This is a genomic window from Streptococcus sp. bf_0095 (assembly GCF_004166885.1).
Classification (GTDB): domain Bacteria; phylum Bacillota; class Bacilli; order Lactobacillales; family Streptococcaceae; genus Streptococcus.
In genome coordinates, this window is sequence record NZ_RCYU01000001.1 from 570,841 (window position 1) to 582,961 (window position 12,121).

Genomic DNA, 12,121 nt, shown 5'->3' on the forward strand with positions numbered 1-12,121 from the left:
TCCTTAACGCACCTTTCGCGTCTTTTCATAGATCAGTTTGAACTTGGTCAAAAATTGCTCGACCTGACTCATGTCATTTTCGAGATCGAGGCTAAGACGGACAGCTGTTTGCGCCAGAGCCTTATCGACTCCCATAGCGATCAGGGTTCCAGCTGGTTTGCCAGCCTTGGAAGAACAGGCAGAGGTTGTCGAGATATAAATCTCATACTCTTCGAAAGCGTGGACGATGACTTCTCCTCGCACTCCCTTAATACCAAAAGTTAAGATATGGGGTGCAAAGCCCTCATCTCCTGAGAAGACAGTCACATCTGGGTAATGAGTTAATTCCTCACGAATGACTTCCTTCAACTGATGGCATTTACGCTCAAAATCCTCTTGACGCTCCATCGCCAAGCGCAAGGCCTTGGCAGTCGCTGCAATTCCAGCTAAGTTCTCAGTCGTCGAACGAAGGTCCTTTTCTTGTCCGCCACCTGTTAAGAGGGGACTGATCTTTTTGCCTTCTTTGAGATAGAGGAAACCAACCCCACGAAGTCCATGGAACTTGTGACTGGAGAAGGTCGCTAGATCCACCCGTTCTGGCAAATAGAGAGCGGTTGAAACCTTAGCCAGCGCCTGAACCCCATCGACATGGAAAGTGATGGTCGGACGATCCGCCAATAGGTCTGCAATAGCTTGAATCGGCTGGATAGAACCCACTTCATTATTGACAGCCATGATCGAAACGAGGGTTGTATCCGGACGCAAGAGTTTTTCCAGCTCTTCTACTTGGACAAAGCCATGCGCATCGACTGGAGCAATATCCACTTCAAATCCTTGACCTTGTAGCCAAAGGGCCGATTCCTTCACAGCTGGATGCTCAATAGCTGAGACAATGATATGCTTGCCATAAGGAGCTTTTTCAAAAGCAACTCCCTTGATCGCCCAGTTGTCTCCTTCAGTCCCACCTGAGGTGAAATAGATTTCTTCTGCTTTCTTGCCTAGGAGGGAAGCAATCTGCTTGCGGGATGCCTCCAAGATCCGGGTCGCTTGACTTCCCAGGTTGTGCAAGCTAGATGGATTGCCCCAAATTTTGCTTGCGACTTCCGTGTAGGTAGCCAAGGCCTCGGGATAAGGTTTGGTTGTTGCTGAATTATCAAAGTAAATCATCTTCCACTCTCTCCTAGTCAATTTTCAATCATCTTATTGTAACATTTATAGGTTGGAGGGACAAGGATTTGGCAGGCTTCATTTTGTTCCTAGTTTCAGACAGAAAACTTGTAAATTTTTCAAAATAGCTTATGATGAAGATGGAGAGTTTTGTAAAACGCTTACAAGACCCCCTGTTGTTTTTTATGACCTACTCAAGTCCAGAACTGGAACTGATTGAAGTTACAAGGAGACAAGCATGAAACGACCGATCTATTTTTCCATTGCCCTAGGTGGAAGTCTTGCTCTTGGAGGACTGCTCACTGTCCTACCACCACTTCCATTTTCCCTCCCTTCTGCCCGACTAGCCTGTCACGGTAAAGGACAGTGTGACCTACAACAGCCCTTGGAGAAGCCACCTTACTTTAGGGAAGATGAAGGCAGCCTCCGCGAAATGAGCCTTATCCAACCAATCCCTGGTGAATCCGATAGCTACATCAAATTCAATTGCTTGGTCGAATACAATGGCTGGTTCCGTCGTATCATCCGTGTCAAAGATGTAAAAGTGATTTCAAAAACCAAGGAATTCAAGGGTAAGATTGACTACTCTATCCCGGATCCAAACAAGATAGAGGTTCAGGCGAACGGTCAGTTTATCTCTCCTAATGACTCCTCTAGTTTTAGTAACCATGAAATCATCAGCCAGCCTAGTCAAACAAACCAACCAATTTCCGTCTCTGAAAAAGAACAGGCAAACTTTGAAACGTCCTCTGAGGCAAGCGAGACTCAAAGCGTCCAGTTTGAAAGCAATTTGAAATTTTAAAAATCTCTTCCATTTCTTCTTAGACATTTTCATAAAAATAACGTATAATGACTAAAGTGTTCACATAAAAGAACAAAAAATGAAATGAAGAGGAAATAGAATATGTCACAATACTCACGAAAAGAAAAACACCAAGACAGCAACAGACCATCAAGAAGCGAAAAAGTGAAACAGAGCCTTTCTTTATTCCAGATGATTGTCGCAACGATTGCTAGTCTTCTCGGTATTATCGTTACTTCCTTTACTATTTACAGTATCATGAAACCAACAGCTAAAACAGAGGAGAAAAAAGATGGCTCCACTAGCGTTGTTGTTGTCCATGAAAAGGATGGATCTGCTACTGATTCAAGTGCTACGGGAACAGATACCAGTGCTAGCAGTAGCCAAGCATCCGAAGCAAGCTCTGAACAAACTGACTCGTCACAGGTAGAAACCAGTGCCAGTGAAGCTCCTGCAGACACAACACCGTCTGCTACGGATACCGAATCATCTGCTAATTAATAAAAAGACCAGTTGGTCTTTTTATTATAGAAAAGAGTACTTTTAAAAAAACTTTCCTTAGGTGAGTACGGACGTCAGCGAACTTCGAAGAAGTTCCATGACTTAGTTTTGGACCTAAGGTTCCAAAACTCCCGAGTGCTTGAAACATTATTGTTTCAAGCACTTTTCTCACAGCGGAAAGTTTTATAACTACATAAATGAATCAAACCATCAAACATCACCTTTTTAAAAAAATTAACTAGTTATTTTATCAAAAAAAGTTTGTATGCATTCTAAAAAACAGTATAGTCTATTTTAAAAATATAGAAAAGCCTCTGTCGACCAGAAATCCTGATCAACAGAGGCTAATTTTTATTTGATCACTTCTTGTGTCTTCGCGTAATTGGCTTCGACAGCTTCTTTTTCAGCTTTCCACCAGTCTTGGTTGTCTGTGTACCACTTGATGGTTTCTTCTAAACCTGCTTCGAAGTTTGTGAATTGTGGTTCCCAACCCAATTCTTCACGCAATTTTGTTGAATCAATAGCGTAACGCAAATCGTGACCAGCACGGTCTGTTACACGGTCGTAAGCATCTTTTGGTTGTCCCATTTTTTCAAGGATGAGCTCAAGCACTTCCTTGTTATTCTTTTCACCGTCAGCACCGATCAAGTAAGTTTCACCAATACGACCCTTAGTAAGAATCGCCCAAACACCAGTTGAGTGGTCGTTGGTGTGAATCCAGTCACGGACGTTCTTGCCTTCACCATAAAGTTTTGGTTTGATACCAGACAAGATATTGGTAATTTGACGTGGGATGAACTTTTCGATGTGTTGGTATGGTCCATAGTTGTTTGAACAGTTTGAAATGGTTGCCTTAACACCGAAGGAACGAACCCAAGCCTTCACGATCAAGTCTGAAGCAGCCTTGGTTGATGAATAAGGGGATGATGGGTTGTATTTGGTTTCTGCAGTGAATTTTTCACCAGGACCTTCCCCATGTCCAGGAAGATCTTCGCGCAATGGAAGGTCTCCATACACTTCGTCTGTTGACACGTGGTGGAAACGAATATCGTATTTACGAGCAGCTTCCAAGAGTGTGTAGGTACCAATGAAGTTTGTGTGGATAAATGGTGATGGGTCATTCAATGAATTGTCATTGTGGCTTTCAGCCGCATAGTGAACGATCGCATCAGCCTTAGCAGCCAGTTGGTCAACCAATGCTGCGTCAGCAATGTCACCCACAACCAATTCAACACGGTCCCCAAGGATTTCTTCGATGTTGGCACGGTTACCTGCGTAAGTGAGTTTGTCAAGGACAATCACATGCACGTCTGGATGGTTGTTGTAGACATAGTGTACGAAGTTTGAACCGATGAAACCAGCGCCACCGGTTACGATGATGTTTTTGTATTCAGTCATTTTTTCTCCAAAAATATTAGTTTTTTAATCGTTCCTTAAATCAATCTTTTTTTAGCTTTCCTTAGGTGAGTACGGACGTCAGCGAACTTCGAAGAAGTTCCATGACTAAGTTTTGAGCCTAGTGTCTCAAAACTTCCGAGCACCTGAAATATTATGGTTCAGGTGCTTTTCTCACGGCGGAAAGCTAAGCATATAGCTCGCTTCGCTCGTTTATAGCAAAGCTAAAAACTATATAATGATGTACTTGATTGTTTTAAGAGCTTCATTTTTACAAATCTTCTGCTTTTAGGGGTTTGACGTCTTTGAGCAATGGGTGGTTCTTATCTGCTTCTGAGACTTCTGCTTCTTCCAAGTTTTCCCATTGGATGTCTAGGCTTGGGTCTGCATAGTTGACAAAGGCATATTTTGGCTTGAGCTCCAATGCCCAGTAGTCATTGACCAAATAGCTGTAGGCTACTTTGTCAGACAAAACTTGGAAACCATTGGCTACGCCACGAGGAACAAAAATCCCTTTAGAGGCATCGATCACAGTTTGATAGGTATTCCCAAATGTTTCACCTTCACGAAGGTCTACCCAAGTGCCAAGAACCTTTCCTTCATCTGCCACAGAGATGTACTTGTCCCAAGGTTCTGCATGCAGACCACGTAATACATGCTTGCGCGAGAAAGAAACGTTATTTTGCAACTTGCCTTCGGCAAAGAAGCTTTCAGGAAATCCAAGAGGAAGCATTTTTTCCTTTTGGAAGTTCTCCTTGAACCAACCACGGTTGTCCCCATGAACTGGAATATCAAACTCCAACAAGCCTGGGATGGCTTCAATCTTGCGGGCTGCTAATTCTTTTCCGAAAAATTGTTCTGTCATTAAGCTTCTCCAATCAAACGGAGCAAGTATTGTCCGTATTCATTTTTCTTAAGAGGTTGCGCCAATTCATGGACTTGTTCTTTGGTGATATAACCCATGCGATAGGCGATTTCTTCAAGGTTGGCAACTTGGACGTTTTGCAAGCGTTGAACAGTTTCGATATATTGAGAAGCCTGCAAGAGACTTTCGTGAGTTCCTGTATCCAACCAAGCAAAACCACGACCCATGAGCTCAACAGAGAGGTCTCCACGCTCCAAATAAGCCTTGTTGACATCGGTGATTTCAAGCTCTCCACGAGGACTTGGTTTGATGTTTTTAGCAATCTCTACTACATCATTGTCATAGAAGTAAAGTCCTGTCACCGCAAAGTTGGATTTTGGATGTTCTGGTTTTTCTTCGATAGAGATAGCATTCATATCTGCATCAAACTCTACCACACCAAAACGTTCTGGATCTTTAACTTGGTAACCAAAGACAGTTGCCCCTTTTTCTTTTGCTTCAGCCCGTTGCAACATCTTGGTTAGGCCATTTCCATGGAAGATATTATCTCCAAGAACGAGGGCAACATGATCGTCACCAATGAACTCTTCACCAATGATAAAGGCTTGTGCTAAGCCGTCTGGGCTTGGTTGCTCTGCATAAGAGAGGGAAATACCAAGTTCAGAACCATCTCCAAGAAGCTCTTCAAAACGAGGAAGATCTTGCGGAGTTGAGATGATCAAGATTTCTTTGATCCCTGCTAACATAAGAGTTGACAATGGGTAGTAAATCATTGGCTTGTCGTAAATGGGCATCAACTGTTTGGAAGCGGCACGAGTCAAAGGATACAAACGAGTACCCGAACCACCAGCTAAAATAATACCTTTCATAATGTTAGGCCTTTCTACGTATTCATTACCCCTATTTTATCATGTTTATATAAAAAAGTCACCTTGCATTTGTGTTGCAAGGTGATGACCGGAGATGAGAGTTGTAGAATTGTTAGCAGTGGTCTTACTCATAATTCAAATAGATTACTGCTCCTTGACTGAGTCGTCTGAAAGCCTTACCTTGTAGTAGAGCCCACTCAACCACTGCGTCTTGCTCGATAATCCAAAGACAATTGAGAGGCTAGGACTTTTGTCCCAGCCTACTTCTTCACATATTGTTCAACTGGATAATCTGCTGGATCTAAGCGTAGGTTTCCTCCTGCCACTAGTTGGGCTAGATGCCAACCAATGAGGGGACCTGTTGTGAGGCCGGACGAACCTAGGCCACTGGCAACATAAATACCAGCTTGATCGGGAAGAGCCCCCCAGAATGGTGAAAAGTCACTGGTGTAGGCCCGTGTTCCCACGCGCTCGCCGACAACTGTCGCTTGAGCTAGTTCTGGATAGTAGGCCAAAGCTTCTGTTTCCATCTGATTTAGCTGAGCTTGATCCACCGTCAGGTCAAAGCCCATCTCATTCTCATGAGTGGCTCCCATACTGATTTTGCCCTTTTGGAAGGGAATGATATCCAGCTCTCCTTCTGGCATGACCACAGGATAGTCATCAGTATCTAGGTCTAGCTGATAATCCCGCAACTGTCCTTTTTGGGGACGGACATCGACTTGGTAGCCAAGTGGCTCGAGCATTTGTCCCAGCCAGGCTCCTGTTGCTAGGATGACTTGGTCATAGTTTTCTCCTGCAATCTGATAGCCATGATCCGAGACTGAGAGAGCAACCTCTTCCTTAATCACTCTTGCCCCACTGGCTTTAAGGAGAGTTTCCGTGAGAAGCGCTCCTTCAACATGAGCTCCACCTGAGGCATAAAGGAGCTGTTCAAAACCATTTAGACCTGGGAATTGCTGGGCCACCTCTTCTTTGTTTAAAATCGCCAAGTCTCCAATCAAGGGAGATTCTTCCCGACGGCTCAGCGCCAACTGATAGAGTTCGTCTAATTTGTCCTCCTTTTTCTTGAGGAGATAGACACCGGTCTGCTGGTAAAAATCTGTTTTAATTCCGTCCTTGGCCAGGTCTTCTACCAATTCTTGGTAAAAATCAGCTCCCAGACGAGCGAGGCGATACCAGGCCTTGTTCCGCCGTTTGGAAAACCAAGGGCTAATAATGCCTGCCGCTGCCTTAGTTGCTTGGCCGACTCCATGGTCATAGACAGTCACATCCACTTGTGCTTCTTTGGATAAATAATAGGCTGCAGTGGATCCTACGATCCCTGCACCGATAATGGCTACTTTCATCATGACCCCTTAGATATGGTAAAAAGGATTGGTGCTAGCTTGACTGCCAATCACTTCAATCTCCCACGCTTCCTCAGCCTTCCACTGATTGAGCTTTTCTACTAGTTTCGAGACAAAGAGAACTTCGATATGGTGCCCTGGATCCAAGGCCAAGAGCCCATCGCTCAGCATGTCTTGAGCCGTGTGGTAGTAGATATCTCCTGTGATATAGACCTCAGCCCCTTTAGCGAGAGCATCCTTATAAAAGGACTGGCCACTTCCTCCACAGATGGCGACACGCGTAACAACCCGATCCAAATCAGTCTGGTCATAACTGACCAAGCGCAAAGCATCTAGTCCAAAAGTTTCTTTGACCTTTTCAGCCAACTGACCAAAGGTTTGGGCGGACACCTGACCAATCCGGCCGATTCCGAGTCCTTCCCCTGTCATGCTGAGGGGCTCTGTATCTTCAATGTCCAAGAGTTGGCAGAACCAATCGTTGAGACCATCTGGGACAATGTCAATATTGGTATGGCTGACATAGACTGCGATATCATGCTTGATCAGGTCAATATAGATCTGATTTTGAGCCCGATCTGCTACCAGATCTTTGATGGGACGGAAAATCGGTGCGTGCTTGACGATGATCAAGTCTACCCCATGGGCGATAGCTTCTGCCACCGTCTGCTCCCGAATATCTAAGGCTACCATGACCTTATGGATGTCTTTATGCAGCGTGCCGACTTGTAGACCACGGACATCTCCCTCCATGGATAGTTCCTGAGGACAGTAGGCTTCATAGCGTTTGATGACTTCACTTGCTAGCATTTAGGACCTCCTTGATTTGTGCGATGCGCTCTTCTAACGATGCTCTGGCAGATTGATTCTCAACTGGGACTTGCTCCAAGGCAAAGGCCAATTTTTCCACTTCCTTGGACCACTTTTGGACAAAGGCTGGAGTTTGTTCCCGCATCAAATAGGGACCAAAGCGCAGTTCCATAGCTGTCAACTCTTGAGAACCCTGTTCCACTACAAGGATCTCATAGAACTTCTCATTTTCTTCCAAGATCGCTTCATCAACAATGCGGAAATCATGGTCTACTAACCAAGCCCGCAATTCATCCTCTCGATTATTGGGCTGGAGGACCAAGCGGGAGACATTGGCTAATTTTTCAAGGCCTGCCGCTAGGATATCCGCAATCAAGCGTCCTCCCATACCTGCAATAGTGATACAAGAAATGCCGTCTGCTGGTTCAAAGGCAGCCAAACCATTGGCCAGGCGGACTTCAATCTTGTCCTCTAAGCCATTATCGGCGACATTTTGCAGGGCAGACTGATAGGGTCCCTCTACCACTTCACCAGCAATAGCAGCCTCAATCTTACCTTCTTGTAAGAGGGCGATTGGTAGATAAGCATGGTCACTCCCCACGTCCAACAGACGCGCTCCAGCTGGGACGAAGCTAGCCACTAAGTCCAAGCGATTTGATAATTTTGTAAATTCCATGTGCTACTTTCTAAACTTTTATTCCATCCCTTAGTATACCATGTTTGCACCATTAAAAAAAGGCGCGACGGCGCCCTTTTCTTATGCATTAATTTCCTTATAGTCCACTTCCAAGCCACGTTTCACAGCTGGGCGATTGGCGATTTTCTCTGTCCAGGCTTGCAAATGCTTGTATTCCTTCACATCTAGGAAAATTCCGGCACGATCCCAGACCTTGTCTTGGGCTAGACGGCCATACCAAGACCAGATGGCAATATCTGCAATGGTATAGTCATCCCCTGCGATATAAGGTTTGGTCGCCAATTCCTTGTCCAGCAGGTCCAATTGGCGTTTGGCTTCCATGGCAAAACGGTTGATGGCATACTCAATTTTTTCAGGAGCATAGTGGAAGAAATGACCAAAGCCTCCACCTAAGAATGGTGCCGCACCCGTCTGCCAGAAGAGCCAGTTGAGCACTTCTGTCCGCTTAGCAGGATCTGTCGGGATTAAATGGCCAAATTTCTCCGCTAGATACAAGAGAATATTGGCTGATTCAAAGACCCGAATGTCTCGGTCGCCTGATTGATCCAACATGGCTGGAATTTTTGAGTTGGGATTGATGGCTACAAAGTCACTACCAAACTGATCTCCCTCACCAATCTTGATGCGATAAGCGTCGTAGCCTGCATCCACTCCCAACTCTTTTAATTCTTCCAGCATAATGGTCACCTTAATCCCATTTGGAGTTGGAAGGGTATAGAGTTGGAAAGGATGATCCCCTTTTGGAAGAGTTTGTTCAAAGCGGGCACCTGCTGTTGGTTGGTTCAAGCCACCCCAGGCTCCTCCCATTTGGTTTGGTGCTTCCCATACTTCTGGTAATTGATAATCTGACATCTCTTTTCTCCTTTGTCTATGTTACTACTAGCATATCAAATCCAGTCGCTACTTTCAAAAATCTGCTACGCTGGCTTTACTTGACATTTCTTGGCAAAATGATAGTATAGAAAAAATACATTTTGAAGGAGAAAAAACATGTCCACGATCGACTTTCATAGTTTGGCAAAGACAGAACTACACTGCCACTTAGACGGTTCCTTGTCTCTTCCGACCATTCGCCAATTGGCAGCCATGGCCAATATTGACCTCCCTGCTAGTGATGAAGAGCTCAAGCACCATGTCACTGCACCTGCCCACTGTGAGAATCTTTTGGACTATTTGGAGGCCTTTGACTACATTCGCCCTCTCCTTCAAACCAAGGAAGCCTTGACCCTTGCTGCTTACGATGTGGCCAAGCAAGCTGCTCTCGAAAATGTCGTCTACATTGAGGTTCGTTTTGCCCCAGAATTGTCCATGGACCAAGGGCTCACTGTCCCAGAAACAATCGATGCTGTCTGTGAAGGACTGCGCCAAGCCCAGGATGAATTTGGCATTGTTGCAAAAGCCCTCGTCTGCGGCATGCGCCAGTCGGATCAAGAACTCACCTCTCGTATCCTAGCAGAAGCCAACCAAGTTAGGGATCAAGATTTTGTCGGCTTTGACTTCGCTGGGGATGAACACCACTACCCACCACAAGCCATTGATGCCCTCATCCAACAGGTTAAAAGTTACAACCGTCCCATGACACTGCATGCTGGCGAGTGCCACTGTCCAGCCAACGTCGCTCAATCCATGGCCTATGGCATCAAACGAAATGGTCACGTGACCTTGCTAGCGGATGAACAAGAGCTTCTAAAAGAGTTTGTGAAAAATGGTGTTACTGGTGAGCTCTGTTTGACTAGTAACCTTCAAACCAAGGCAGCTGCCACTGTGGCGGACTTCCCTTACCTCAAGATGAAGGAAGCACAAGCCCATATCAGCATCAACACCGATAACCGCACCGTCTCTGATACCGACCTGACCAAGGAATATGCCCTCTACCATCGCCACTTCCATACGACGCCAGCTGACTTTTACCAGCACAATGTCGATGCCATCCAAGCTTCCTTTGCTAGTGATGAGGAAAAACAAGAACTCCTAACCAAACTAGAAAAGGCTTACGCGGACTATTTATAAACAAAAAAAGCTAGCACTTTATGAGTGCTAGTATTTTTTTAATCTTTCCACAAATCCATCGCCTGTAAGAAATCATCTGAAACTGTGACATTTTCAGGCTGAAGGGCTTCCCGTTCTTGTTGTTTGATTTTTAATTGTGTCAAACTGGTAATGCCCTCCCGTCGCCAATTGCGCAGGATGGCCTGAATGTATTTCCAGTGAGGTTTGCCATTAAAGACAGCTTCTCTCAAGGCAGCCTTCACAATATCAGGGTCTGTTTGGTCCTGCTTGACTGTCTGCGTCAAATCTTCGATTTCAAATGGCGTCAACAAACGTCCTAACTCCTGCTCAAAAGTTTTGACCAAATTAGCCAGTTCATTTTCTGCTTGCTTATCTTGCCCGCGCTGTGCTACTTCTGTCTTACTTTGAAGCAGGTCATCCAAGCGTTCGAGGGCAATGGTCGCATCAAAAAGAACTTCAATCTCCCCATCTAGCTCAATGGTCCGATATTGGAGCAACCCTTGGTTGGTCAGGCGAGACATGGACTGGTTGACTTCTGCGACAGACTTGCCAATTGCATCTGCAATTTGATTAGGTGTGAGGCTGGATTGGTTGGTCGTGTTTTGCAAATAAAAGAACTGCCAAACCAGAAAATCCTCTGCGTCTTTAAATAAATGCTGATAATGGAAAAGTAAAGCACTTGGTAAAACCAAATTGCCCGACTTAAATGCTTGTGAATATGTCATACTACCCCTTTATAGGTAACCATAAAATGAAATATCTTTTTCTAACTCCTCCAAACGATAAGGAGTTTCTTGGTAAACTGCATAATTGATCCAATTACTAAAGAAGTTGGCTGCCGCTAAGTTCCACCGCATCCGTGGGTCACGACTACTGTCATCCTGATCGTAATAATTCTTCGGAAGATCTGGATTCAAGCCTGCTTTGACATCCCGCTGGTATTCCTTGGCCAAGGTATCACGGTCATATTCCAAATGGCCAAAACTATAGACCTCTCGAAGGTCTGGACTGGCCAGGATGGATAATCCTACTTCACCCCCCTGAGCCAGGACTTGCAAGTTACTCTTCTCTAGCACTTCCTTGAGGGGGACATCTGTATAACGTGAGTGAGGGGCCAAAAAAGCATCGTCAAAGCCACGCATCAAGCGATTCTGCGGATTCATAACTGTTTGCTCATAGATCCCTGATAGCTTGTCGCAGAGGGCTACTTTTTCAATCCCATAGCGGTAATAGAGACCAGCTTGCGCACCCCAACAAAGATGCAAGGTTGAAAAAACATGTCGTTTCGACCAAGCAAAAACCTTTGTTAACTCCTCCCAGTAATCCACTTCCTCAAAGGCTAATTTCTCTACTGGAGCTCCCGTAATAATCAAGCCATCATAATAGTTCTCTTTAATATCCTCGAAGGATTTGTAGAAGACTTCCATATGTTCTGCCGCTGTCGTCTTGGACTCATGGCTGGTCATATAGAGAAAATCCACATTGATCTGCAAGGGAGTATTGGCCAGGAGGCGTAAGAGTTGAGTCTCAGTGGCTACCTTAGTCGGCATGAGATTCAAAATCAGAACATTCATCGGACGAATATCTTGATGCGTTGCCCGAATATCATCCATGACAAAAATATTTTCTGAGCGAAGAATATCAACTGCTGGTAATTTCTTATCTAAGGTAATTGGCATA

Annotated in this window: 13 protein-coding genes; 3 read left to right on the forward strand and 10 right to left on the reverse strand. The window is 45.0% G+C overall.

The window, feature by feature from the left end:
* Positions 1-3: 3 nt before the first annotated feature.
* Positions 4-1,146, reverse strand: a complete 1,143-nt coding sequence (locus tag EAI95_RS02955) for a cysteine desulfurase family protein (protein ID WP_048716734.1) — start codon at positions 1,144-1,146, stop codon at positions 4-6.
* 238 nt (positions 1,147-1,384) lie between these two features.
* Here EAI95_RS02955 and EAI95_RS02960 point away from each other — a divergent pair, with 238 nt between their 5' ends.
* Positions 1,385-1,948 carry a hypothetical protein gene (locus EAI95_RS02960; RefSeq protein WP_048716731.1) on the forward strand — a complete coding sequence of 188 codons (564 nt, stop codon included), beginning with the start codon at positions 1,385-1,387 and terminating at the stop codon, positions 1,946-1,948.
* A 102-nt stretch (positions 1,949-2,050) separates the two neighbouring features.
* A complete protein-coding gene (locus EAI95_RS02965) occupies positions 2,051-2,449 on the forward strand; it encodes a DUF6556 family protein (protein ID WP_048716729.1) in 399 nt (132 codons plus the stop codon).
* Positions 2,450-2,800: 351 nt separating this feature from the next.
* On the opposite strand, the gene rfbB is transcribed toward EAI95_RS02965, so the two are convergent.
* The 7 genes from rfbB to yghU all read right to left on the reverse strand — a co-directional run bounded on the left by rfbB (position 2,801) and on the right by yghU (position 9,283).
* Positions 2,801-3,847: a dTDP-glucose 4,6-dehydratase gene (gene rfbB / locus EAI95_RS02970; protein ID WP_048717358.1), complete on the reverse strand. Its 1,047-nt coding sequence runs from the start codon at positions 3,845-3,847 to the stop codon at positions 2,801-2,803.
* Positions 3,848-4,115: 268 nt separating this feature from the next.
* Positions 4,116-4,709 (reverse strand): dTDP-4-dehydrorhamnose 3,5-epimerase family protein, encoded by a 594-nt coding sequence (locus EAI95_RS02975; protein WP_006596503.1) that lies wholly within the window; start codon positions 4,707-4,709, stop codon positions 4,116-4,118.
* Positions 4,709-5,578 (reverse strand): glucose-1-phosphate thymidylyltransferase RfbA, encoded by an 870-nt coding sequence (gene rfbA / locus EAI95_RS02980; protein WP_048717356.1) that lies wholly within the window; start codon positions 5,576-5,578, stop codon positions 4,709-4,711. Before rfbA ends, EAI95_RS02975 begins: the two co-directional genes overlap by 1 nt.
* A gap of 260 nt (positions 5,579-5,838) precedes the next feature.
* Positions 5,839-6,930, reverse strand: a complete 1,092-nt coding sequence (locus EAI95_RS02985) for an FAD-dependent oxidoreductase (protein WP_048717354.1) — start codon at positions 6,928-6,930, stop codon at positions 5,839-5,841.
* Positions 6,931-6,936: 6 nt separating this feature from the next.
* Entirely contained in the window at positions 6,937-7,734 is a 798-nt protein-coding gene (locus tag EAI95_RS02990) for a Nif3-like dinuclear metal center hexameric protein (protein ID WP_048717353.1), read from the reverse strand.
* Entirely contained in the window at positions 7,721-8,410 is a 690-nt protein-coding gene (locus tag EAI95_RS02995) for a tRNA (adenine(22)-N(1))-methyltransferase TrmK (protein WP_048717351.1), read from the reverse strand. The genes EAI95_RS02990 and EAI95_RS02995 overlap by 14 nt, the downstream gene beginning before the upstream one ends.
* Before the next feature lie 81 nt (positions 8,411-8,491).
* Positions 8,492-9,283 carry a glutathione-dependent disulfide-bond oxidoreductase gene (gene yghU, locus EAI95_RS03000; RefSeq protein ID WP_048717349.1) on the reverse strand — a complete coding sequence of 264 codons (792 nt, stop codon included), beginning with the start codon at positions 9,281-9,283 and terminating at the stop codon, positions 8,492-8,494.
* A 138-nt stretch (positions 9,284-9,421) separates the two neighbouring features.
* On the opposite strand from yghU, the gene add reads away from it, so the two are divergent.
* The gene (gene add, locus EAI95_RS03005) at positions 9,422-10,441 is read left to right on the forward strand and encodes an adenosine deaminase (RefSeq protein WP_048717348.1); all 1,020 of its coding nucleotides are present in this window, start codon (positions 9,422-9,424) and stop codon (positions 10,439-10,441) included.
* 38 nt (positions 10,442-10,479) lie between these two features.
* Here add and EAI95_RS03010 read toward each other — a convergent pair whose 3' ends face one another.
* Positions 10,480-11,166, reverse strand: a complete 687-nt coding sequence (locus EAI95_RS03010; protein ID WP_048717346.1) for a DnaD domain-containing protein — start codon at positions 11,164-11,166, stop codon at positions 10,480-10,482.
* Positions 11,167-11,175: 9 nt separating this feature from the next.
* Complete coding sequence (gene metA / locus EAI95_RS03015) at positions 11,176-12,120, reverse strand: homoserine O-succinyltransferase (RefSeq protein ID WP_048717344.1); 945 nt, start codon at positions 12,118-12,120, stop codon at positions 11,176-11,178.
* Between the last annotated feature and the right edge of the window lies 1 nt (position 12,121).